Source organism: Paraburkholderia sp. BL25I1N1, assembly GCF_003002025.1.
In the GTDB taxonomy this organism is placed as follows: domain Bacteria; phylum Pseudomonadota; class Gammaproteobacteria; order Burkholderiales; family Burkholderiaceae; genus Paraburkholderia.
Map to the genome: position 1 here is coordinate 1 of NZ_PVZB01000009.1, position 22,692 is coordinate 22,692.

A 22,692-nucleotide genomic window follows, 5' to 3' on the forward strand; every position below is an offset into this window, starting at 1 on the left:
CTGCTACGACCTGTTTTTTGCGCATCACCGTTTCGGAACCATCAACCTGAACCAGCAGGAATGAGCGGATCATGTGTTACCCATGTCTCCGCACACCTGTTACCCATGTCTCCGGTCGATACACCGCGGCAAAGAAAGTAGGTGCCGCCCCGCACAGGGGCAACGCTAATAGACCACTAACAAGCCAAGGAAAGGCCAACACCACAAAACCGCCGAGCAGGCAAAAACCCCCTCCTTCAAGCCTTCAAAAACTGCTCCCGCGCGCCAAGCCAGCGCGCCAGATGCTGCAACACGACCTCGGGAAACTTCTCAAGCAAAACCGCCGCAGCCTCTCGCGCAGGCTCAATCAACCATTGATCATTCTGAAGATCAGCAAACCTCAACATCGCCGCGCCCGACTGCCGCGCCCCTAAAAACTCCCCCGGCCCACGAATCTCGAGATCCCGTCTGGCGATCTCAAATCCGTCAGTCGTCTCCCGCATTGTCTGAAGCCGCGCCCGCGCAGTCATCGACAAAGGCCCGGTATAAAGCAACACGCAAACGGAAGCCGCCCTCCCGCGCCCCACCCGTCCCCGTAACTGATGCAACTGCGCAAGCCCAAACCGCTCCGCATGCTCGATCACCATCAACGACGCATTCGGCACATCGACACCCACTTCGATCACCGTCGTCGCCACCAGCAACTGCACCTCGTTGCGCGTGAACGCATCCATCACGGCCGCCTTTTCAGCCGGCGCAAGCCGCCCATGCACGAGACCGACATTCAGTTCGGGCAACGCGGCCACCAGCGTCTCATACGTCTCGACCGCGGTCTGCAACTGCAAGGTCTCGCTTTCCTCGATCAACGGACACACCCAGTACACCTGGCGCCCCGTCAACGCAGCCTCGCGCACGCGTCCGATCACCTCCTCGCGCCGTGCATCGGACACCAGCTTGGTCAGGATCGGCGTGCGCCCGGGCGGCAATTCGTCAATGGTCGAGACGTCGAGGTCGGCGTAATACGTCATCGCGAGCGTGCGCGGAATCGGCGTCGCCGACATCATCAGTTGATGCGGCTGGAAGTTGCGCGCGCCGTCGGCGGCGTTCAGTGCCTTGGCGCGCAGCGCCAGCCGCTGCGCCACGCCGAAGCGGTGCTGTTCGTCGACGATCACCAGCCCGAGGCGCGCGAACTCGACCGCGTCCTGAATGATCGCGTGCGTGCCGATCACGAGTTGCGCCGTGCCGAGCGCCGCGGCTTCGATCGCGGCGCGCTTTTCCTTGGCCTTCAGACTGCCGGCCAGCCACGCGACGCTCACGCCGAGCGGCTCCAGCCAGCCGCGCAGCTTACGCGCGTGCTGTTCGGCAAGGATTTCGGTCGGCGCCATGAGCGCGGCTTGATAACCGGCGTCGATGGCCTGGGCGGCGGCCAGCGCGGCGACGATCGTCTTACCGCTGCCGACGTCCCCCTGCAAAAGCCGCTGCATCGGATGAGGCTGCGTCAAATCAAGCGCGATCTCGCCGCCGACGCGCTCCTGCGCCGCCGTCAGCGAAAACGGCAGCGCCTTCAGCAGACGCGCCACCAGCGCGGATTCGTCGCCCAGCTTGCGGCGCGGCATAGCCGGCGCCGCGCGGGTGCGGCGTTCGTCGTGCGCACGCTTGAGCGACATCTGCTGCGCGAGCAATTCCTCGAACTTGATGCGCACCCACGCGGGATGCGTGCCGTCGATCAACGCGGTCTCATCGGACTGCACGCCCGGATGATGCAGCGTGCGCACGGCGTCCATCAGCGACGGCACGCCAAGCGGCTCCATAAACGTCCGCGCGACCGACTCCGGCAGCAACTCCGGCAGCAACGTGCGCGACAGCGCGTTGTCGATCGATTTGCGCAGATACGCCTGCGTCACGCCCGCGGTGCTCGGATACACGGGCGTCAGCGCCTGCGGCAGCGGCGTGCCTTCGTCGACCACGCGCACGGCCGGATGCACCATCTCCATGCCGAAGAAACCGCCGCGCACGTCGCCGCGCACCCGCAGCCGCGCGCCGATCGCCATCTGCTTGACCTGCGAGCCGTAGAAATTCAGAAAACGCAGCACGAGTTCGTCGCCGGCGTCGTCGCGCAGTTTCACCAACAACTGACGGCGTGGACGATAGGCGATCTCGTTGTCGAACACCAGGCCTTCGGTCTGCGCAATGCCGCCCGGCAGCAGATGCCCGATCGGTGTCAGCGAGGTTTCGTCCTCGTAGCGCATTGGCAGATGCAGCACGAGGTCGATGTCGCGCGTCAGGCCGAGTTTGGCGAGCTTGTCGGCGGTTTTGTCCGCGGGTTTGGCGGCGGATTTCGCGCCGGACTTCACTGCGGATTTTGCGGCAACCTTGGGGCCGGGCTTGCCGGCGGGCCTGTCGCCGAATATGTCGGCAGGCTTGCCGACGTGTGTGTCACCAGATGGATCCACAAGGCCATCGACGCGCTCGCCGCCGGATGGGTCAGCGAGGCTTTTGGCGGACTCGCCGCCAGATGCGTCAGCGGCGCTTTTGGCGGACTCGCCGCCAAGCTCGTCGACAGGCTTGCCATCAGATTCGCTGCCTTGTCGCGCGGCTTTTCCAGCGCTTAGCCCAACGTCCGCGCCAACACCCTGGCCCGCGTCGCTCCCTCCCGCCACCGCCTTGCCGCGCGAGACGCGGCGCCTGGGTTCGGCGCTCACTTCATCGGTAACGGAGGGCGATCGGCGGTCGGACAATGGCATGGGCTGCTTCGCAAGTACAATATCGGCTGTCAAAGGGTTCGGCGCCATACAGCGCGCGGGCTCGCGGGCCGCTCTGGCGTCCCGCAATCATAGCCGCCCGGCTCCGGCTTCGGCTCAATTCAGTTCATTTCGCTTCCAGTCGTTCGTATGTTGACGCTTTCCGATTTCGATTTCGATCTGCCTCCCGAGCTGATCGCGCAAGTCGCGCTGCCCGAGCGCAGCGCCAGCCGTCTGCTCGAGGTGGATCACCCGGCCGACGCCACCGGCCCCGCGCGCCTGATCGACCGCCGTTTTGCTGAGTTACCCGAATGCATCACGGCCGGCGATCTGCTGGTCTTCAACGATACCAAAGTCCTGAAGGCGCGCTTCCTCGGCCAGAAGGCCAGTGGCGGCAAGATCGAAGTGCTGGTAGAGCGCCTCACCGGCGAGCGCACGGCGCTCGCGCAGATCCGCGCGAGCAAGAGCCCGCAGCCGCGCACCACGATCCGGCTGGCGGATGCGTTCGACGTCACGGTCGGCGAGCGCGTCGAGCCGTTCTACACGCTGCATTTCCCCGACGATTGTCTGACGCTGATCGAGCAGTTCGGCCGACTGCCGTTGCCGCCGTACATCGAGCACGATCCCGATTCGACCGATGAAACCCGCTATCAAACGGTGTTCGCGCAGAATCCCGGCGCGGTCGCCGCGCCCACGGCCGGCCTGCATTTCGACAACACGCTGCTGGCCCGCCTCGACGAAAAAGGCGTGGAACGCGCGACGCTGACGCTGCACGTCGGCGCGGGCACGTTCCAGCCGGTGCGAGTCGAGAATCTCGCCGAGCACAAGATGCATAGCGAGTGGTATCACTTGCCGCAATCGCTCGCTGACAAGATCGCGGCGACGCGCGCGCGCGGCAACCGCGTGATCGCGGTGGGCACGACCTCGATGCGCGCGCTCGAAGCCGCCGCGCGCGACGCCGAAGCCGCAGGTCGCCCGTTGGCCGCAGCCAGCACGGAAACCGACATTTTCATCACGCCGGGCTATCAATTCCGCGTGGTCGACCGGCTCGTCACCAATTTCCATTTGCCGAAATCCACGCTGCTGATGCTCGTGTCGGCTTTCGCGGGCGTCGAGACGATTCGCGAAACCTATCGCCATGCGATCGAGCAGCGTTACCGCTTCTTCAGCTACGGCGACGCGATGCTGCTCACGCGGCGCGACGTCTGATCGACGTCCACGAGAATTTTCGCAGTTCCAAGCCGCCGCGAACCTTTCCGCCGGCGCTCAACATCTGCGCCGGACTGTTTTCCGGTAGCACAGGAGTTTTTTCATGACCAACGGTCAATCCGTTAGCACGCGCGCCGACCATGGCGCTTACCTCGGCGATCACGTTCGCCCGGAAAACGGCCTCAATTTCGAACTGCTCGGCGTCGACGGCCTGGCCCGCCGCGGCCGCGTCACGCTGAATCACGGCGTGGTGGAAACGCCGATCTTCATGCCCGTCGGCACCTACGGCACCGTGAAGGCCGTGCAGCCGCGCGAGCTCAAAGAAATGCACGCGCAGATCATCCTCGGCAACACCTTCCACCTGTGGCTGCGCCCGGGTCTGGAGACCATCGAGGCGCACGGCGGCCTGCACGGCTTCATGGGCTGGAAAAAGCCGATCCTCACCGACTCGGGCGGCTTCCAGGTGTTCTCGCTAGGCGATCTGCGCAAGATCACCGAAGATGGCGTCACGTTCGCGTCGCCGATCAACGGCGACAAACTGTTTCTGTCGCCCGAAGTGTCCATGCAGATCCAGAAAGTGCTGAATTCGGACATCGTCATGCAGTTCGACGAATGCACGCCGTACGCGACCAATAACGTGCCGACCTCGCACAAGGAAGCGGCCGATTCGATGCGCATGTCGATGCGCTGGGCGCAGCGCTCCATCGACGAATTTAACCGCTTGGGCAATCCCAACGCGCTGTTCGGCATCGTGCAAGGCGGTATGTTCGAGGACCTGCGCGACGAGTCGCTCGCAGGCCTCGCCGAAAAGGATTTCCACGGTCTCGCGATCGGCGGTCTGTCGGTCGGCGAGCCGAAGGAAGACATGATGCGCGTGCTGAACCACATCGGCCCCAAGTTGCCGGCCAACAAGCCGCACTACCTGATGGGCGTGGGCACGCCGGAAGATCTGGTGGCGGGCGTGGCCGCCGGCGTCGACATGTTCGATTGCGTGATGCCGACCCGCAACGCGCGCAACGGCTGGCTCTTCACGCGTTTTGGCGACGTGAAGATCCGCAACGCGGCGCATAAAAATTCGCTGCGCCCGCTCGACGAGCAGTGCGGCTGCTACACCTGCCGAAATTTCACTCGCGGCTATCTGCATCATCTGCATCGAGTAGGGGAAATCCTCGGTGCGCAGTTGAATACGATCCACAATCTGCACTACTACCTCGAGCTGATGCAGGAAATCCGCGACGCAATCGACGCGAAAATGTTCGAGGCCTTCCGCAAACGCTTTCACGAGAACCGCGCGCGCGGCACCGCCGAGGCGCCGTAACGGCGCGGCAGAACGGATTCAGCCGAAGAATCCGTCCACCTCGCCGGGAAACCTTACAATTATCTTTCGCGAGCGGCGGTAAAAACGGCAAAGCAGGCTTTAAACGGTTGATCCCAAAGCCGATTCGCCGCGCCGACGCGCGTCGGGCCGGTGGTAGAATAACCGGCTGATTTTTTTGATCGTTTTGACTTATAACGGAGAGACCAACGTGTCGTTCATTTCCAATGCCTTCGCCCAAGGCACAGCAACAGGTGGCATTGAATCGAACCTGATGAGCTTCCTGCCGCTGATCCTGATGTTCGGCGTGCTGTACTTCATCATGATTCGCCCGCAAATGAAGCGCCAGAAGGAACATCGCAACATGCTCGCCGCGATGGCCAAGGGCGATGAAGTGGTGACGAATGGCGGCATCGTCGGCAAGGTGACCAAGGTGGGCGAAGCCTACGTCGGCGTCGAAATCTCGGAAGGCACGGAAATCACCGTGCAAAAAGCGTCGGTCACGACGATTCTCCCGAAGGGCACGATCAAGTCGCTGTAAGGCCGAATCTCTCGCGTCCGGCGCGGCCTCGCCGGCAGTTCACGCAGCACACCGTGAACCGCCCGCGCTCATCGCCGGACGCATCGCTTCCAAGCCAACCTTCCCGTTGGACCACTCATGAATCGTTACCCCCTCTGGAAATACGCCGTGATGCTGGTGGCTCTGGTCATCGGCCTCGTGTACACGCTGCCCAACCTGTTCGGCGAAGCGCCGGCGGTGCAGGTGTCGAGCGGCAAGGCAACGGTCAAGCTCGACTCGACCACGCTGTCGGCTGTCGAAGCCGCGCTCGCCGCGAATCAGATCAAGCCGGACGACGTCACGTTCGACAACTCGGCAACCAACGCGAACATCCGCGTGCGTCTGCCGGACACCGACACGCAACTGCGCGTGAAAGACCTGCTGCAAAAGTCGCTGAACAGCGATCCGACCGATCCGCAGTACATCGTCGCGCTGAATCTGCAAAGCGCGTCGCCGCGCTGGCTGACCGCCCTGCACGCGCTGCCGATGTACCTCGGTCTCGATCTGCGCGGCGGCGTCCACTTCCTGCTGCAGGTCGACATGGCCGGCGCGCTGAACAAAAAGCTCGATTCGGACGCTTCGGACGCGCGCACGCTGCTGCGTGACAAGAACATCCGCGACGGCGGCGTGAACCGCGTGAACCAGTCGGTGGTGATCAATTTCGCCGACCAGGCCACGGCGGACAACGCTTCGAAGCAACTGAGCCGCGGCATCGCCGAACTCCAGTGGGCCTCGCAAGCCGGCCCGGACGGCGGCGTGCAACTGGTCGGCACATTCACGCCGGCAGTGCAGAAAGCCGTGCAGGACGCCGCGCTCAAGCAGAACATCACCACGCTGCACAACCGCGTGAACGAACTCGGCGTGGCCGAGCCGGTGATCCAGCAGCAAGGCGCCGACCGCATCGTGGTCGAACTGCCGGGCGTGCAGGACACGGCGAAGGCGAAGGACATCATCGGCCGCACGGCAACGCTCGAAGCGCGCCTCGCCGATCCGGTCAACACGCATCCGAATCCGTCCGATCCGGTGCCGCCGGGCGACGAACTGTTCACGCAAGGCAACCAGACGCCGGTGCTGCTGCGCAAGCAGATCATCTTCACGGGCGACCGGATCATCGACGCGTCGGCGGGCTTCGACGAACATCAACGCCCTTCGGTCAACATCCGTCTGGATTCGGCCGGCGGCCGCGCGGTGGCCAGCATCTCGCGCGACAACATCGGCAAGCCGATGGCCATGGTGCTGTTCGAAAAGGGCAAGGGCGAAGTGCTGACGGTGGCAACGATCCAGTCGGAACTGGGCGACCGCTTCCAGATCACCGGCCAGGCCACGCCGCAAGGCGCCGCCGACCTCGCGCTGCTGCTGCGCGCCGGTTCGCTGGCCGCGCCGATGGACATCATCGAAGAACGCACGATCGGCCCGAGCCTCGGCGCGGACAACATCAAGAAGGGCTTCCACTCGGTGGTGTGGGGCTTCGCGGCGATCGCCGTCTTCATGATCGCGTACTACATGCTGTTCGGCGTGATCTCCATGATCGGCCTGTCGGTCAACCTGCTGCTGCTGATCGCCGTGCTGTCCATGCTGCAAGCCACGCTCACCTTGCCGGGTATCGCCGCTATCGCGCTCGCGCTCGGTATGGCGATCGACGCCAACGTGCTGATCAACGAACGCGTGCGTGAAGAACTGCGCAACGGCGCGCCGCCGCAACTGGCCATCCAGAACGGCTACGCGCACGCCTGGGCGACGATTCTCGACTCGAACGTCACCACGCTGATCGCCGGTATCGCGCTGCTCGCATTCGGCTCCGGCCCGGTGCGCGGCTTTGCGATCGTGCACTGTATCGGCATTCTGACGTCGATGTTCTCGGCCGTGTTCTTCTCGCGCGGCATCGTCAATCTCTGGTACGGCGGCAAGAAGAAACTGAAGTCGCTGGCCATCGGTCAGGTGTGGCGTCCGGATACGGCGCCCGCCGGCTCGGCTGCCTACCTCGGCAGCGAAGACGCCGCGACCGACACGGCGCAAGCCGTTGCCGCGGTCGCCGCCAAGCCGTCGAAGGCCAGGGCCGCCGTCGCGCAGGCACGCGCCGGCAAGCCGACCGTGCGCCGCCGCAATGCGCCGGGTTCGTCGCCAGGTTCCTCGAGCACGCCGCAGAAACCGGGTTCGTCCCGCTGAGTCCCGGAGAACAAGACCATGGAATTTTTCCGTTTCCGCAAAGACATTCCGTTCATGCAGCGCGCGTTGATTTTCAACGCGATCTCGCTGCTGACGTTCCTTGCCGCTGTGTTTTTCCTGCTGCATCGCGGGCTGCATCTGTCGGTGGAGTTCACCGGCGGTACGGTCGTCGAAGTGCAGTATCCGGGCGCCGCGCCGCTCGAACCGGTGCGCGCTACGCTGGGCAAGCTCGGTTACGCCGACGCTCAGGTGCAGAACTTCGGCACCTCGCGCGACGTGCTGATCCGCCTGCCGCTCAAACAGGGCTATACGTCCGCGCAACAGAGCGATCAGGTGATGACCGCGCTGAAGGCCGACACACCGCAAGTGCAATTGCAACGCGTCGAGTTCGTCGGCCCGCAGGTCGGCAAGGAACTCGCCACCGACGGCCTGCTCGCGCTGGCCTGCGTGGTGGTCGGTATCGTGATCTACCTGTCGTTCCGCTTCGAATGGAAGTACGCGGTGGCCGGCGTGATAGCGAACCTGCACGACGTGATCATCATTCTCGGCTTCTTCGCGTTCTTCCAGTGGGAGTTCTCGCTGTCCGTGCTGGCCGCGGTGCTCGCCGTACTCGGCTATTCGGTGAACGAGTCGGTGGTTATCTTCGACCGGATTCGTGAGACCTTCCGCCGCGAGCGCAAGCTGACCGTGATCGAGGTGATCAATCACGCGATCACCAGCACGATGTCGCGAACCATCATCACCCACGGCTGTACGCAGATGATGGTGCTGTCGATGTTCCTGTTCGGCGGCCCGACGCTGCACTACTTCGCCTTGGCGCTGACGGTCGGTATTCTGTTCGGCATCTACTCGTCGGTGTTCGTCGCCGCGGCGCTCGCCATGTGGTTCGGCGTGAAGCGCGAAGATCTGATCAAGGACAGGAAGGACCGCACCGACGCGGACGATCCGAACGCAGGCGCGCAAGTCTGATTCTGGTGTAGTTTCAGACCTCGCAATGCAAAAGGCCGGTTCATCACGAACCGGCCTTGTTGCGTTTACCGCCGCCCTTCTTCTTCGCCGTCGCACCGCCCTACATCAGAGCGAGACGGCACGGCGCGCGCTTCAGCGAAAACCAAGCTTGCGACGCGCCGCCATCAGCGCGACGAGGCTCACGATCGCGGCGAAAATCAGGTAGTAACTCGGCGCGGCCTTCGAGCCCGTCGCGCTGATCAGCCACGCGATGATGAACGGCCCGAAGCCGCCGAAGATCGTCACGGCAATGTTATAAGCCAGCGACATGCCGGTGCTACGCGTTTGCACCGGGAACATCTCCGAAAGCAGGCCTGGCAGCGCCGCGAAGTAACCGGTCATCAGAAAGCCGAACACGATCTGCATGGCAATCAAGGTGCCGAAAGTCGGATGCGCAACCAGGTACACGAACGCCGGGTAGATGAGCACAAGCAGCAGCAGCGCCGAGATCAGCATGATCGTGGTGCGCCCATGCCGGTCCGACAGATGGCCGATCAGCGGCGAGAATACCATCTGAATCAAGCCGGTCAGCGCAATCGCCGCGAACGCGACGGAAGGCGCCAGCCCCAACTGCTTGACGCCGAACGTCGGCATGAACAACACAAGATACGTCGACACCGTGCCGAGCACGACCACGCCAATCGCAATCAGCAGGCGCAATTTCTGACCCGTGAAGGTATCGCGCAGCGGCGTCTCGGTGGTTTCGGCCGCGAGAAACTCGGGCGTCTCGTCGAGCCTCGTGCGGATGTACCACGCGACCGGACCGATCAGCAGACCGAAGATGAACGGCACGCGCCAACCCCAGGCACCCATCTGTTCCGGCGAGAGCTTGCCGGTGAGCAGTACGCCAAAACCGGCGGCAAGCAGCGTGGTCAGCCCCTGGCTCGCCACCTGCCAGCTCGCAAAAAAGCCGCGCCGGCCCGGCACGTGTTCCGCGAGAAACGCGGTGGCGCTGCCGAATTCGCCGCCCGCCGAGAAACCTTGCATCAGACGCGCCAGCACGAGGATCACGGGCGCGGCGAGGCCGATACTTTGATAGGTTGGCAGAATCGCGATGATCAGCGTGCCGCCCATCATCAGCAGGATCGAGAGCGTGAGCGCCGCCTTGCGGCCGGCGCGGTCGGCATACGCGCCGATCACGATCGCGCCGAGCGGCCGCATGAAGAACGACACGCCGAACGTGCCTAGCGTGAGGAGCAGCGAGACCGTGTCGTTACCGGCCGGGAAAAACAGCTTCGCGATGATCACCGCGAAAAAACCGTACACCACCAGATCGAACCATTCCAGCGCGTTGCCGATCGAGGCCGCGACCACCGCGCGCCACGAATTCTGCCGGCTCCCCGCCAGGCTTGCTGCTGTCGTTGCGTTCATGCAGATCTCCGATTCGCGCGAAATATTATTCATGTTGGCATTACGCCTCAAACGCCCGACTGGATGCGCGCACAACCAGTACGGTGCCTGCGCTCTATGTACCCGAAAAAATAAAGCGGCGCGAGTGCGGAATTGCGCGATGCCGCTGCGTAAGGCTTTCAGCGTTTCAAATGGGCAATAAAAAACCGCTTCGTCGCGAAAGCGAACGAAACGGTTTTTTGTTGCGACGCAACGGCGACGCGCTTGAAGACCTTGAATCAAACGCCCATGAAAGCGCTTATTGCTTGATGCCTTCAGATTGAATATGCAGCTTGGTGTCCATGCTGAAGCCGTACTTGGAGCCGAAATCCATGCCGTAATCGGCGCGGCTGAAATGCGCGCTCGCTTCCACGCCACACACTTCGCGCTTGAGCACCGGATGCTGCATGCACTTGAACGACTCGATCTTCAGATTGAGCGGCTTGGTGACGCCGTGCATCGTCAGGCTGCCGACCACTTCAACCGGCTTGTCGCCGTCGAACTTGATATCGGTGCCCTTATAAGTCGCCGACGGATACTTGGCGACGTCGAAGAACTCGTTCGACTTCAAGTGCTCGTCGAGCTTGCCGTTGCCCGTATCGATCGACGCGGGATCGACCGTCACGTCTACTGTGCCGGTTTTCGCCGCGCGGTCGAGCGTGACCGTGCCGGAGCTTTTGGTGAATTTGCCGCGCCATACCGACATACCGCCGAAGTGATCCGCCTCGAAGCTCGGATACGTGTGGGTGGGGTCGAGCTGATAGGTATCGGCGGCCGCGAACGCGCCGAACGAAAAAGTCGAGGCCAGCGCGCCGACGGCGATCAACATGGATGTTTTCAATTCACGCTCCTAGGTTCTTGAAGAAAGCTGCCGCGCCCGAACAGCGCGGCGGACATCACTTATGTGCTGCAACGATATGAAATTTGATGACCACTTCGTCGGCGACTACCGAGGTGTCTTTCCATTCCCCGGTGCCGATGTCGAATTGCGAGCGCTTGATCGGCAGTGAACCGTCGAAGATTTGCACGGCGCCCTGCTGGGTCACCGTCACCGGCACCACCACCGTCTGCGACTTGCCCTTGATGGTCAGCTTGCCCGTCACCTTGAACTGGTTGCCGCCGGCCGGCGCGATCGCGCTCGAGACGAACGTGGCGCTCGGATAGGTCTTCGCGTCGAACCAGTCCTTGCCGCGCACCTGGTCGTTGTAGCTTTCGTCGCCGAGATCGTAGCTGGCCACGTCGATGCTGAGCTGGGCGGTGCCGTCGGCCGGTTTTGCCGGATCGAACTTGATCTGCGCGGTGAACTTGCCGAACTTGCCTTCCACCGGCACGTTCATCTGCTTCGAGGTGGCCGTCACCGAACTCTTCGCGACGTCGACTTGCGCCAGGGCGCTGCCTGCCACCGTCAGCGAGGCCGCGGCGAAGGCGGCGAGCATGTAGCGATAAAACGAAACCTTCATGGTTGTCCTTATTTGAGGAAAGGGAGCATGCGTGAGAGCAGGCCGTCGCGGTCCAGCCATTGATGCTTGAGCGCGGCCACAACGTGCAGGGCGACCAGCACGAGCAAGGTGTAATTCAACGTGATATGCACGTTCTTCAGCAGTTCCTTGAGATGCGGATCCGGCGCGATCAGGCGCGGCAGCGGAATCAGCCCGAGGTACACCACCGGGATGTTGGCCGCTGAGCTGTACAGATAGCCCGAGGCGGGAATCGCGATCATCAGCAGGTACAGCAGCAGGTGCACGAGATGCGCCGCGCCGCGCTGCCAGACCGGCATGCGGCGCGGCATCACGGGAGCCGCATGCGTGGCGCGCCACAGAATGCGCAGGACGGCGAGCGCGAACACCGTCACGCCGATCCATTTGTGCCACGAGAAGTACTTCAGCTTCGTGGGCGTGAAGCCGGGAATATCGGTCATCACCCAGCCGAGCGCGAAGCCGCACACGATCAGCAGCGCGATCAGCCAATGCAGGGCGATGGCAGTCCGCGTGTACGACTCGCGGCTGGCGAACGAAGGATTGAGTGCCATGACAGGTCAACGCAAGCTAAGAGAGGTTAACGGCGCAGCCCGCGCTGCTATTCCAGCCTTCGATGCACATGGCATCGACGCGTATTACGGGACCGGTGCCAGCTGTGGCACGCGCCAAGGCGGCCATGCTACCCCAACCGGAAAAAACTGGCTGCGGGCCGCTGACGCGCCGCGCATCGGCAGTTTGTTCGCCCACGTCGCCGGCATTGAACAATTGGGGACGGAGGCTGTCAGAGTTATACCGATTGCATGTAGGATCAACTGTCAGCTGAACAGGCCGCCCCGCCCGCAGCCCATGCGACGGTCCGTGCGACGTCCGGGCGCGTTTTGGTACTATTGCTCCACCTTTTTATCAGACCTGCCATAGAACGGGCATTGCACGCCTCCCCTCACACCGTCGGCCCCTTGCTCTATGGACCATGACAACCTGATTGCGTGCCATGAATGCGATACGCTGTTCCGCAAGCCTCGGCTTGTCGGGCGCACGGTCGCGCGCTGTCCGCGTTGCGGGGCGACGCTCTACAGCGGCGTGGCCCGCAAGCTCGACGCCATCAGCGCAATGACGCTGGGCGCGCTGATCACTTTCCTGATCGCGCAGGGCTTCCCGATCGTCGAACTCGAAACCAGTGGCATCACCTCGCAGACCACGTTGTTCGGCGCGCTCGTCGCGCTGTGGGGCGAAGACATGCAGATCGTCGCGGTCATGGTGTTCTGCTCGACCATTCTGTTTCCGCTGACTGAACTCCTTGCACTGCTCTATGTGCTGATCCCGCTGCGCGCGGGTTATGTGCCGCCCGCCTTCAATCAGGTGCTGCGCGCCATTCAGTTCGTGCGCCCGTGGGGCATGATCGAAGTGTTCATGCTCGGCGTTCTGATCACGATCGTGAAGATGGTCAGTCTCGCGCGCGTGATTCCCGAAGCGGCGCTGTTCGCGTTCGGCGTGCTCACGCTGATGTTCGCGGTGGTGGTCACATTCGATCCGCGCATTCTGTGGGACCTCGCCGACGAACTCGGCGGCCGCAGCCAGCGCCCACTGCCCCGCACCTCAGCCGATAGCGCGGCGGCCGCCGTCAGTTCGATCGCCGGCCCGCCCGCGCCGGCCGAAGTGCACACCGCCGCGACGCCCGATCTGCACACTGCACCGTCCGGCTTGCCGCCGGGCGCGCCGCCGGTGCCGCCGACGCCACGCCGAGGATGAGCGCGCGATGAAATACGTCACCGCAAGACGCGCCGGTCTGCTTAGTTGCCACGCATGCGGACGCGTCGAACCGCGCATCCGCTCCGTCACGCCGCAGCACTGCGCACGGTGCGGCTCGCGCCTGCACTCGCGCAACCCTGACAGCCTGATGCGCACGTGGGCGCTGCTGATCGCCGCGGCACTCCTGTATATTCCCGCGAATCTGCTGCCGGTGATGCACACCTCGTCGCTGCTCGGTTCCGAAGACGACACCATCATGAGCGGCGTCGTCTATTTCTGGACCTCGGGCGACTGGCCGCTCGCGGTGATCGTGTTCATCGCCAGCATCATGGTGCCGATGCTCAAGCTGAGCGTGCTCGTGCTGTTGACCGTCACAGCGCAGCGTCGGTCGCGCTGGCGGCCCGAGCAGCGCACCACGCTATACCGGATGGTCGAACGGATCGGGCGCTGGTCGATGCTCGACGTGTTCGTCGTCACACTGACTGTCGCGCTGGTGCGCTTCAAATCGCTTGCCGTCATCACGGCCGGCCCCGGCGCGATCGCCTTCGGCTCGGTCGTGATTCTGACCATGATGGCCTCCATGCAATTCGATCCACGGCTCATCTGGGATAGCGTGGAAGGCAGCGTGGAAGGCAGCGCGAAGGGCAGTACCCAAAAACCTCAGGACCTCAAACATGACTAGCCCGCAAGAACCGACGCCCGCCTCCGATGCGCCGCGCAACGATTCGAACGGACCGAAGCTGCCGCCCCAACTCCCGGACCCTGAAATTGAGCCGCGCAGCCGCTGGCTGCCTTCGCTCGTCTGGGTGATTCCGCTGATCGCCGCGCTGATCGGCATCGCGCTCGTGATCAAGTCGGTGACCGAGAAAGGTCCGACCATCACGATCAGCTTCGTGAGCGCCGAAGGTCTCGAACCCGGCAAGACCAAGGTGAAGTACAAGGATGTCGACGTCGGCTCGGTGAAGACCATCACGCTGTCGAAAGATCTGTCCCACGTGCTCGTGCAGGTGCAGCTGACCAAGGAAGGCGAAGACTTCGCAGTCAAGGACTCGCGTTTCTGGGTGGTGCGGCCGCGTGTAGGCGCGAGCGGCGTGTCGGGCCTCACCACGCTGCTCTCGGGCGCGTACATTGGGGCAGACGCCGGGCACTCGCCGGATAGTGAGAAGAATTTTGTCGGCCTGGAAACGCCGCCGCCCATTACCGGCGGTCAGAAGGGCCACCAGTTCGTGCTGCACGGCGACTCGCTCGGCTCGATCGACATCGGCTCGCCGATCTTTTACCGGCGCGTCCAGGTCGGCCAGGTGGTCGGCTTCTCGCTCGACAAGGACGGCACCGGCGTGACCATGCAGGTCTTCGTGTCCGCGCCGTTCGACCAGTATGTCGGCACCAATTCGCGCTGGTGGCATGCGAGCGGCGTCGATCTGCGGCTCGATTCCAGCGGCTTCAAGCTGAATACGCAATCGCTTGCCACGGTGATCGTGGGCGGCTTGTCGTTCCAGTCGCCGCCGGGTCAGGGCGTGGGCGCGCAGGCGCCGAACAATATGACGTTCCGCCTCGGCTCGGACGAAGCGGATGCGATGCGCGATCCGGACGGCGTGCCGTTGCGTGTGGTGATGAACTTCAACCAGTCGCTGCGCGGCTTGTCGATCGGCGCACCGGTCGATTTCCGCGGCATCGTGCTGGGCCAGGTGACCAATATCGGCATCGACTACGATCCGAAGACGCGCAGCTTCACCATGCCGGTGACGATGAACCTGTACCCCGACCGTCTCGGCAAGCGCTTCCGCGAAACGGCGCCGGCACCGGGCAGCATGGCGGGGCAAACCATGCTGCAAGCGCTTGTCAAACATGGTCTGCGCGGCCAGTTGCGCACGGGCAACCTGATTACGAGCCAGTTGTACGTGGCGGTGGATATCTTCCCGAAGGCGCCGCCGGCAACCGTCGACGTAACAAAGGATCCGCTCGAACTGCCGACGATTCCGAACACGCTCGACGAGTTGCAACTCCAGGTCGCCGACATTGCGAAGAAGCTCGACGCGGTGCCGTTCGATCAGATCGGCAACAACCTGAACAGCGCGCTGAAGAACGCCGATCAACTCTTCACGCGACTCGACAAGGAAGTCGTGCCGCAGGCTCGCGACACGCTCGCGGCGGCCAAGCAAACCTTCGGTTCGGCCGAAGCGACGTTGCAGCAGGACTCGCCGTTGCAGTCCGATGTTCATCAGGCGTTGCAGGAATTGACGCGCACGTTGCAGTCGCTGAATGCGCTGTCGGATTATCTGGAGCGTCATCCCGAATCGCTGTTGCGCGGTAAAACAGGAGATAAACCATGATGTTTGCCCGGCTCCCCCGCCCGCCGCGCGGGCTCGTGCGCGGCGCTGTCATTGCAGGCGCGCTGGCCGGTATGGCAGCGCTCGCCGCGTGCTCGTCGCCGGCAAGCCGCTTCTATACGCTCGGTGCCGACAGTGCCGCCGGATCGGCTGCGCCGGTCAGCGCGCAGACCACCGCGGCGCCGGCATGGCTGATCGAAGTCGCGCCGATCGACGTGCCGCCGCAGGTGACCAAGAATCAACTCGTCGTGCAAACGGGGCCGACGCAGGTTCAGGTGCTCGAGCAGGACCGCTGGGCTTCCTTGCCCGGCGACGAAATCCGTCGCGCGCTGTCGACGAATCTGACGGAGCAATTGGGCACCATCGACGTGTACGGCACGGCGTATCCGGATTCGACGCCGGTGTATCGCGTCAGCATGAATGTGCAGCGCTTCGAGTCATGGCCCGGTTCGCATGCGTTGATCGATGCGGTGTGGAGCGTGCGGGCCGTGCGGAGCACGACGGTGATGACTTGCCGCAGCGTGGTGAGCGAGCCGGTCAGCGGCGGATATGACGCGCTGGTGGACGGGCACCGGAAGGCGTTGCAGGAGATCTCCACGCAAGTGGCTTCGGCGGTGCGGGCCATGGCGGCGTCGGCTGCGCAGGCCCGAGGGAATGCGACGACGAAGAGCGCGGTTGCGTCCGCGCCGCCGTGTCCGCCGAGCGCTGGCAGCGCGGCGACCGGCGCTTGATCGATCGGGCACGGCGCAACGCCGTCGCCTGTTTGCCCGTGGCGCGCGAGGCGCGATCACGGGCTTTCGCAGGTTTGTAGACGGCGCGCCTCTTGCGGGCTTGCGCGCCCGTCGCGAATGTAGCTCTCCTTCTCCAGCTTTTACCCGCCAGCAACGCCGCGTCCGGTGGCCGCGCGCGCGTCGACGACCGCCTATGCGAGTTGGTTCCTATCCCGTCTACGCAGCGGCTATACGACGCCGCCACCGGTGACGCATGCCTCAAGTCACATTTTCCGAATCGGTCCGCTGCAACATTGCTCGCCGCAAAAAGTGCGTCAATTCTGCTCATCTATAAGCACTCGTTGAGTGCAGTTCGATCATCCATGCCGTCGCCTAGGTATCAATTACTTTTATTACATTTCTGAAGCGCACTTTTTACCGATTGAATGGCCACGTTTTGGGTCTTAGCCTAATCTGAGAATATTCAGACGTTTAAAACCGCTTCTCTGGAGACGACCATGCGTCACCGCGCACATGCTCTGCCGCCGATGCCTCGCATCGTCGTCTACGGTCTGGCCTTTTCAGACAGTCGAGGTGCCTTGCGATTCTTCTTTGTCAGTGGTCTGCTCCGCACGCCCGGCTTCGGCGTGATCGAGCATGTAGCGTGGCTGCGAAGCATGCACCCGGCTTTGTCGCAGCATCTCGCGCTGCTGGAGAGTAACGCCGCGTGCGCGGTGCGCGCCGTGATCCTTCGCGAGTGCGATGCTCAGGCGGAATGCGCCGGCCTTCCCTTCAAGGCACAACTGGATGACAACGTGCGCTTCGAGACCATCCGTCTGACGCGCGGCGGCCATACGCTGCTCAACATGCGCTGCGGAACGGTAGCCGAACGGGCAAGCCTGAATGCCGACGTCGTCGGCGTAGCGGTTCTGTGTGCGGAAGATCTCGCGGTCCGGCGTGAATTACTGAAGAAACGCGCGTCGCATACTGCCCTGCGCACCAGCGCGATCGTGCTGTTGCGCAGGGAATGGGAGCGCGGCCGTCATCACCCGCTCAACACCCGGGCATTGTGTTTCCTGTTCAGCCGTGCGTTTCCGTCCGCGTGGCGGCGGCTCGCGCAACTGCCGGAGATTGAAATGCCGGCGACGAATGCGACACCGGCCGAGGCGCTGTGTCTGCTCATGAACCAAGCCCGCGCGGCGCGCGTGTCTGTGCCCGCAAACCCGGAGTGCGCAGACCGGCCCTTCCGCAGAAGGGGCATTGCCGCGACGAACCAGATCAAGTCCGTGTCCGGCAACGACTCGTTGCGGATGGAGAGCGATGAACCGACGCTCCAACACGAAGGAAGGCGAAACGGCACGCGGCGCGACCGCGCCGTGAACCGGCATCTGGTTTTAGTAAAGGCGCGGCCATCGTCGTTAGCGAGCCGACCATGATCGATGCTCACGTTTGCCGACACGCGATAGCCAGACAACCGCGGCAGCCCGGCAAAACTCAATTGGTTAGGCGCCCGCGACACGATGGCTTTCGTCATCGTCAACAAATCAGACCTTGGCGCGGGATACCCTGCAGATCGGCCGCTATCGTCTGACGCCGCTCGGGTCGGCTGCCTATGGCGCGCCGACCGTGTTCTACAACGTCGCCCTGTTCCCCCTGAACAGCCGCTGCTCTCCGGCGGTGGATTTTGGCGCATGACGGGCGCCCGCTGCGATACCCCTGACCTTCGCGCTCTGCTTTATGCGCGGCGACCGACGCGCCGCCGCATGCCACCCAGGACATCGCGCATGGCGGCCCACCCCGACCGCGTACAATAGCGCCTTATCCAACGCCTTCCGGCAACCTCAATGTCCTTCGATTTCTTCCTTCCTTGCCCACGCGGGCTTGAAGCCTCGCTCGCGGCCGAACTCGCCGAAATAGCTGCGAAACACCTGAACGGCGCGCCGTTCACGGCCGGCACACAAGTGCCGGGCGGCGTGCATTTCCGCGGAGGCTGGGCTGCCGGCATGGCCGCCAACCTGTATTCGCGCCTCGCGAGCCGCGTGCTGCTGAAGATCGCGCACCGCCCGTATCGCAGTGAGCAGGACGTGTATGCGCTTGCGGTCGAGCAGCGTTGGGAACAATGGTTCTCGGCGAATGAAACGCTGCGCGTGGACGTCACCGCGATCAAATCGCCGCTGCGCAGCCTCGAATTCACGACGCTGCGCGTCAAGGATGCGATCTGCGATCGTCTGCGCGAAGTGAGCGGGGCGCGTCCGAACATCGACACCGCCATGCCCGACGTGCGCGTGTTCGCCTTTCTTACGGCCACCGATTGCACGCTGTACCTCGACACTTCGGGTGATCCGCTGTTCAAGCGCGGCTGGCGGCTCGACAAGGGCGCGGCGCCGCTGCGCGAGAATCTGGCCGCGGGCATTCTGCGTCTGACCGGCTGGACCGCGGGCACGCCGCTGTACGACCCGATGTGCGGCAGCGGCACCTTCCTCGCGGAAGCGGCGCAAGTGGCGTTGAATATCGCGCCGGGCGCGGAACGCCGCTTCGGCTTCGAAAAGCTCAAGCAGTTCGAAGCCAGAACCTGGCAAACGCTGAAGGCCGCCGCGCTCGACGCCAAGCACGCCGCGCGCAGTTCGCGCGCCGATCTGCAAATCTTCGGCAGCGATATTTCCGGCGACATGCTCGACAAGGCGCGCGCCAACTTCCAGCGCGCCGGCTTGCCGAACATTCCGCTCAAACAGGTCGACGCGCGCGGCATGACGCCGCCGACCTCCGATGCGGGTATTCTCGTCGCCAATCCGCCGTATGGCGAACGGATCGAAGTTCGCGGGCGCAATGCTCGCGGCGAGCTTCGCGAAGGCCGTGGCAATCGTGAGAACCGCGAAGACGAGGGCTTTCGCCGCGTTCAGGAAGAAGCGCCGGACAGCGAATTTTTCCAGTCGCTCGGCGATGCGCTCAAGCAGCGTTTCACCGGCTGGCACGCGTTCATCCTGACGTCGGATCGCAAGCTGCCGGGTCAGTTGCGTCTGCGTGAGTCGACCAAGACGCCGCTCTTTAACGGCGCGCTCGAATGCCGGCTGTTCCGCTTCGATCTGATCGCTGGCAGTGTGCGGCAGCGGCCGCAGAGCGATACGCCTGCGGCTTAAGGCCGGTCACTCGCTCATCGTAAAACCTGGAACGTGGTGGACGCGGGGTCGTGGTCGAGCACCGATCGCCGCGCGATCGTGCCGACTCCGCGTCATGATTTTCCGTGTCGTCGAGCAGATTTGGCGCGTTGCTCGGCTCTTGACGCGAGTTCCTTCGTAGCACGCGCAGTCGCAATGGCGAGCACGGCGGCAACCGACGCGACGGCGGCGGCACTGTGACGTTGCCGTGCGCCCATGGCGTTCATGCAGATTTCGATGCATGCTCCGCAGATCGCCACATTTTTCGGTCCGATGATGATCGTCATGGCTTCGCACTCATCCGATCCGCAAAAGTTGCACACCCACTTCCCGTCGCAGGTTTTCATATTCGTTCACCGTATAAGAGGTGCACTCCACCGCCACGCGAGCCTGCAGTGCGGGTTCCGCGAGACGTGAAATCGCACTCGCGCGCTCGACGCTGAAGGACTACGCGGCGCTGCGCTCCGCGATCCGATGATTGCCAATTCGTTCGACTTCGCAGAGCCCGTTGATCACGCAGAGCTGACCAATCAATCCCTCGTAGGTCAGGCCTGTGCCGTGAAGCTGTTCAGCGGTGATACAACCACTCGTACTGCCGATGAACACCCAGTACTGCAATGGCGCGTTGCTAAAGCCGATCTCTCCAGCGTCGACGATTACGCCGAAATATTTCTGTGCGCGGTAGTGATCGGGGCGAGCGTTCTTGTCGTCGTCCGCCTTCCATTCTTCAATGAAACTGTCGTAACGATTCGCGCATAGGGCGACGAAGCCGTATCGCCAGGCGTTATTGAACATCGTTTCGAGAAGTACCCGCTGTGCGCCTTTATCGCTGTCGAGGAACGCGTGCATGAGGCAATCGATATCGTCGGCGAACAACCATTCGTTCGACTGCGCGAGGGATGCCGCGGTTTCGTCTCCGTCAATGCTGATGGCGAATCGCGGACGTCCGATCCGGTCGACGTACTCCTCGAATTGCGCGCCGCTCGTGAGAATCGATCTAAAGACGTGCGCTGGGGTATTCATCATTTTCGGCACCTCACGTTGTTTCGCGTTTGAAACAATCCGCAAATAGGAAGCTACCGTAATTATCGTATGCAGAAAAGAAGTGATTGTAAATTGAATGGACTGTGCGATAGCGAAGAGCCCACATGTACGGTGAACGCGATTAGCGGCTGAATGAAAATCGCGGTAAAGAAATGTCCAAAGATCGGTCTGCAAACTGTTTGCGCACTTGATTGCTTTCCGATCCGTCAGTGAGTACTCTGAATTTGGATGAGCCGAAAACCGTGCTCCTCGTAACGCGATCAGGTGCTTCCCCGAGCGCCGTCGTCCATTGGTCATTGGTCGTGAACGAATTGCGCCCGCCGTAGGCGGGCGTTTTTTAAGCAGGCAGCGTCGAACACGCAGCGGCGAGTCGCTGCGCGCAAACGCATCTCCACTGCGAGGCACTGCGGATGATCAGCACTTCTGCATTATCCGCGCGCAGGCGGCGCGATCGATGCACTACGTGTGGCAGCAGGCAGCGACGCCAACTGCTCTCGCGCAATGCCTGCAACACGATCGAAAGCCGCGCGATCACGAGCCGCTAACGGAGCCGCACTGAAACGGCTCGTCAACTTGAGTGGATCGGTCGGCTCGTTGTTCAGCCGCACCTCGAAATGCAGATGTGGACCGGTCGTCACGCCGGTCTGCCCCACCGCACCCAGTTGCTGCCCTTCACTCACGTGCGAGCCAACTCGCAAACCACTGGAGAAGGCTGAAAGATGCGCATAGTACGTCGTATAACCCTGTGCGTGGCGCAACACAACGTGCTTGCCGTAGCCGCTGCCATCGGCGCCGATGAATTGCACCGTCCCCGCACATGCGGCAACGACCGGCGTACCCACGTGCGCAGTCAAGTCCACGCCGGTGTGGAACAAATGCTCGCCCGTCACCGGGTGAATGCGATAACCGAAAGGCGAACTGACGCGGACATAGTTCAGCGGCATCGTGAAGGGCTGCGCCGCGAGGCGCGCGCCATCGAACGAAAAATAATCGCCATCCGTGTGCCCTGGCGCGACAAACCAGACCGCGCTGTACGTGTGTCCTGTCAAGGTGATTTCGACGGCACTCACACGCTTGCGTTGTGAGGCGGTTCCGGCGCTGCCCGTAGGTCCATAGACGATGCGATAGCCGTCACCCGGCTGAGCGCGAGTCGACTCGTCGAGGCGTCCCGCAAAGATCCGCCGCAGTTGCGCGACCAGATCCGGAGGCAGTCCGGCTGCCATCCACGTATCGTGCAAACTGCCCTTGATCTGGCCGGTGTAGGTGCCGACATCAGCCGGCATCACGAGCGAGCTTGCTGCGGAAAGCGTGCCGCCGCTGACGTCGGCAACGCTCTGAGCGCCCGGCCTCGTCGGCTGCACTACAACCCGCCCTGCCCATCCATGTATGACTGCCGTGGCCGTTGCCGCACCAGCCACATGCGGATCGCACATGCCCGGTTTCGCGCGGCAAATCGATACGAGAACGGACTCGCCTGGCGATAACACGAAGGCTGGCTTTGCATGCAAATCGGCTTCCATGAGAGGCCGTGTTTGAGTGCCACCGGATTGAACCCGAGCGCCGGCAAGCGGCGCCGGGACCGCAGTGCGGTTCGACAAAAACGGATGCGCGCCCGGCATGTCCCGCTCCACTGCAAAACCTTCCGTACCGGCCGATGCGGCCTGGCGGAGCGTCTTCGCCGCAGCACCCGACGCGACAGGCGCGCCCAACACGACCATGGTGCCGCCGAGCAAGACAGCACTCGCGGATGCACCCAGCGGGAATTTGCGTTTGACGTGAGCCGCATGGCTCATGTCAATGGAGTTGACCTGCTCGCGCGCGAGGATGTTACGTAGAAAAAACCACATCACGTAGGAATCT

General features: G+C 63.1%; 20 protein-coding genes. 12 read left to right on the forward strand and 8 right to left on the reverse strand.

The genetic code is table 11. The annotated features are described in order from the left end of the window. Window positions 1-236: 236 nt before the first annotated feature. Window positions 237-2,723, reverse strand: coding sequence for an ATP-dependent DNA helicase RecG (gene recG / locus B0G73_RS14740; RefSeq protein WP_258193322.1), 2,487 nt, complete (start codon window positions 2,721-2,723; stop codon window positions 237-239). A gap of 147 nt (window positions 2,724-2,870) precedes the next feature. Here recG and queA point away from each other — a divergent pair, with 147 nt between their 5' ends. From queA to secF, 5 genes are all read left to right on the forward strand, one after another. Then, the gene (queA, locus tag B0G73_RS14745) at window positions 2,871-3,929 is read left to right on the forward strand and encodes a tRNA preQ1(34) S-adenosylmethionine ribosyltransferase-isomerase QueA (protein WP_106281917.1); all 1,059 of its coding nucleotides are present in this window, start codon (window positions 2,871-2,873) and stop codon (window positions 3,927-3,929) included. Between the two features lie 103 nt (window positions 3,930-4,032). Continuing rightward, window positions 4,033-5,247: a tRNA guanosine(34) transglycosylase Tgt gene (tgt, locus tag B0G73_RS14750; protein WP_106281919.1), complete on the forward strand. Its 1,215-nt coding sequence runs from the start codon at window positions 4,033-4,035 to the stop codon at window positions 5,245-5,247. 208 nt (window positions 5,248-5,455) lie between these two features. Next, the gene (gene yajC, locus B0G73_RS14755) at window positions 5,456-5,785 is read left to right on the forward strand and encodes a preprotein translocase subunit YajC (protein ID WP_007179286.1); all 330 of its coding nucleotides are present in this window, start codon (window positions 5,456-5,458) and stop codon (window positions 5,783-5,785) included. A 117-nt stretch (window positions 5,786-5,902) separates the two neighbouring features. Then, window positions 5,903-7,969, forward strand: coding sequence for a protein translocase subunit SecD (secD, locus tag B0G73_RS14760; RefSeq protein ID WP_106281921.1), 2,067 nt, complete (start codon window positions 5,903-5,905; stop codon window positions 7,967-7,969). Window positions 7,970-7,987: 18 nt separating this feature from the next. Further along, window positions 7,988-8,938 (forward strand): protein translocase subunit SecF, encoded by a 951-nt coding sequence (secF, locus tag B0G73_RS14765; protein ID WP_106281923.1) that lies wholly within the window; start codon window positions 7,988-7,990, stop codon window positions 8,936-8,938. 132 nt (window positions 8,939-9,070) lie between these two features. On the opposite strand, the gene B0G73_RS14770 is transcribed toward secF, so the two are convergent. The 4 genes from B0G73_RS14770 to B0G73_RS14785 all read right to left on the reverse strand — a co-directional run bounded on the left by B0G73_RS14770 (window position 9,071) and on the right by B0G73_RS14785 (window position 12,395). Next, the gene (locus tag B0G73_RS14770; RefSeq protein ID WP_106282301.1) at window positions 9,071-10,348 is read right to left on the reverse strand and encodes an MFS transporter; all 1,278 of its coding nucleotides are present in this window, start codon (window positions 10,346-10,348) and stop codon (window positions 9,071-9,073) included. Between the two features lie 277 nt (window positions 10,349-10,625). After that, the gene (locus B0G73_RS14775) at window positions 10,626-11,195 is read right to left on the reverse strand and encodes a YceI family protein (protein ID WP_106281925.1); all 570 of its coding nucleotides are present in this window, start codon (window positions 11,193-11,195) and stop codon (window positions 10,626-10,628) included. Window positions 11,196-11,262: 67 nt separating this feature from the next. Further along, window positions 11,263-11,826 carry a YceI family protein gene (locus B0G73_RS14780; protein WP_106281926.1) on the reverse strand — a complete coding sequence of 188 codons (564 nt, stop codon included), beginning with the start codon at window positions 11,824-11,826 and terminating at the stop codon, window positions 11,263-11,265. An 8-nt stretch (window positions 11,827-11,834) separates the two neighbouring features. Next, window positions 11,835-12,395: a cytochrome b gene (locus tag B0G73_RS14785; protein ID WP_106281928.1), complete on the reverse strand. Its 561-nt coding sequence runs from the start codon at window positions 12,393-12,395 to the stop codon at window positions 11,835-11,837. Between the two features lie 412 nt (window positions 12,396-12,807). Here B0G73_RS14785 and B0G73_RS14790 point away from each other — a divergent pair, with 412 nt between their 5' ends. From B0G73_RS14790 to B0G73_RS14815, 7 genes are all read left to right on the forward strand, one after another. Then, window positions 12,808-13,593: a paraquat-inducible protein A gene (locus tag B0G73_RS14790; protein WP_106281930.1), complete on the forward strand. Its 786-nt coding sequence runs from the start codon at window positions 12,808-12,810 to the stop codon at window positions 13,591-13,593. A gap of 7 nt (window positions 13,594-13,600) precedes the next feature. After that, a complete protein-coding gene (locus tag B0G73_RS14795; RefSeq protein ID WP_106281932.1) occupies window positions 13,601-14,275 on the forward strand; it encodes a paraquat-inducible protein A in 675 nt (224 codons plus the stop codon). Further along, window positions 14,268-15,926, forward strand: coding sequence for an intermembrane transport protein PqiB (locus B0G73_RS14800; protein ID WP_106281933.1), 1,659 nt, complete (start codon window positions 14,268-14,270; stop codon window positions 15,924-15,926). The genes B0G73_RS14795 and B0G73_RS14800 overlap by 8 nt, the downstream gene beginning before the upstream one ends. Continuing rightward, window positions 15,923-16,654 (forward strand): PqiC family protein, encoded by a 732-nt coding sequence (locus B0G73_RS14805; RefSeq protein ID WP_106281935.1) that lies wholly within the window; start codon window positions 15,923-15,925, stop codon window positions 16,652-16,654. Before B0G73_RS14800 ends, B0G73_RS14805 begins: the two co-directional genes overlap by 4 nt. A 497-nt stretch (window positions 16,655-17,151) precedes the next feature. After that, window positions 17,152-18,069 (forward strand): hypothetical protein, encoded by a 918-nt coding sequence (locus B0G73_RS14810; protein ID WP_106281937.1) that lies wholly within the window; start codon window positions 17,152-17,154, stop codon window positions 18,067-18,069. A 115-nt stretch (window positions 18,070-18,184) separates the two neighbouring features. Beyond that, complete coding sequence (locus B0G73_RS40485) at window positions 18,185-18,328, forward strand: hypothetical protein (RefSeq protein WP_181196555.1); 144 nt, start codon at window positions 18,185-18,187, stop codon at window positions 18,326-18,328. A 149-nt stretch (window positions 18,329-18,477) separates the two neighbouring features. Next, the gene (locus tag B0G73_RS14815; protein ID WP_106281938.1) at window positions 18,478-19,770 is read left to right on the forward strand and encodes a class I SAM-dependent RNA methyltransferase; all 1,293 of its coding nucleotides are present in this window, start codon (window positions 18,478-18,480) and stop codon (window positions 19,768-19,770) included. 92 nt (window positions 19,771-19,862) lie between these two features. On the opposite strand, the gene B0G73_RS14820 is transcribed toward B0G73_RS14815, so the two are convergent. From B0G73_RS14820 to B0G73_RS14830, 3 genes are all read right to left on the reverse strand, one after another. Beyond that, a complete protein-coding gene (locus tag B0G73_RS14820; RefSeq protein ID WP_106281940.1) occupies window positions 19,863-20,135 on the reverse strand; it encodes a ClpX C4-type zinc finger protein in 273 nt (90 codons plus the stop codon). Between the two features lie 100 nt (window positions 20,136-20,235). Next, window positions 20,236-21,006 carry a hypothetical protein gene (locus tag B0G73_RS14825; RefSeq protein WP_146144183.1) on the reverse strand — a complete coding sequence of 257 codons (771 nt, stop codon included), beginning with the start codon at window positions 21,004-21,006 and terminating at the stop codon, window positions 20,236-20,238. 254 nt (window positions 21,007-21,260) lie between these two features. Then, the gene (locus tag B0G73_RS14830) at window positions 21,261-22,679 is read right to left on the reverse strand and encodes a M23 family metallopeptidase (RefSeq protein WP_106281944.1); all 1,419 of its coding nucleotides are present in this window, start codon (window positions 22,677-22,679) and stop codon (window positions 21,261-21,263) included. Between the last annotated feature and the right edge of the window lie 13 nt (window positions 22,680-22,692).

Excerpts from the sequence above, each read along its gene's own strand:
- B0G73_RS14780 (WP_106281926.1), bottom strand. The coding sequence starts at position 11,826 with ATGAAGGTTTCGTTTTATCGCTACATGCTCGCCGCCTTCGCCGCGGCC.
- secF (WP_106281923.1), top strand. The coding sequence starts at position 7,988 with ATGGAATTTTTCCGTTTCCGCAAAGACATTCCGTTCATGCAGCGCGCG.
- tgt (WP_106281919.1), top strand. The coding sequence starts at position 4,033 with ATGACCAACGGTCAATCCGTTAGCACGCGCGCCGACCATGGCGCTTAC.
- B0G73_RS14770 (WP_106282301.1), bottom strand. The coding sequence starts at position 10,348 with ATGAACGCAACGACAGCAGCAAGCCTGGCGGGGAGCCGGCAGAATTCG.
- B0G73_RS14775 (WP_106281925.1), bottom strand. The coding sequence starts at position 11,195 with ATGTTGATCGCCGTCGGCGCGCTGGCCTCGACTTTTTCGTTCGGCGCG.
- secD (WP_106281921.1), top strand. The coding sequence starts at position 5,903 with ATGAATCGTTACCCCCTCTGGAAATACGCCGTGATGCTGGTGGCTCTG.
- B0G73_RS14820 (WP_106281940.1), bottom strand. The coding sequence starts at position 20,135 with ATGAAAACCTGCGACGGGAAGTGGGTGTGCAACTTTTGCGGATCGGAT.
- B0G73_RS14795 (WP_106281932.1), top strand. The coding sequence starts at position 13,601 with ATGAAATACGTCACCGCAAGACGCGCCGGTCTGCTTAGTTGCCACGCA.
- recG (WP_258193322.1), bottom strand. The coding sequence starts at position 2,723 with ATGCCATTGTCCGACCGCCGATCGCCCTCCGTTACCGATGAAGTGAGC.
- B0G73_RS14815 (WP_106281938.1), top strand. The coding sequence starts at position 18,478 with ATGTCCTTCGATTTCTTCCTTCCTTGCCCACGCGGGCTTGAAGCCTCG.
- B0G73_RS14785 (WP_106281928.1), bottom strand. The coding sequence starts at position 12,395 with ATGGCACTCAATCCTTCGTTCGCCAGCCGCGAGTCGTACACGCGGACT.
- queA (WP_106281917.1), top strand. The coding sequence starts at position 2,871 with ATGTTGACGCTTTCCGATTTCGATTTCGATCTGCCTCCCGAGCTGATC.
- B0G73_RS14810 (WP_106281937.1), top strand. The coding sequence starts at position 17,152 with ATGCGTCACCGCGCACATGCTCTGCCGCCGATGCCTCGCATCGTCGTC.
- B0G73_RS14790 (WP_106281930.1), top strand. The coding sequence starts at position 12,808 with ATGGACCATGACAACCTGATTGCGTGCCATGAATGCGATACGCTGTTC.
- B0G73_RS14800 (WP_106281933.1), top strand. The coding sequence starts at position 14,268 with ATGACTAGCCCGCAAGAACCGACGCCCGCCTCCGATGCGCCGCGCAAC.
- B0G73_RS14805 (WP_106281935.1), top strand. The coding sequence starts at position 15,923 with ATGATGTTTGCCCGGCTCCCCCGCCCGCCGCGCGGGCTCGTGCGCGGC.
- B0G73_RS14830 (WP_106281944.1), bottom strand. The coding sequence starts at position 22,679 with ATGTGGTTTTTTCTACGTAACATCCTCGCGCGCGAGCAGGTCAACTCC.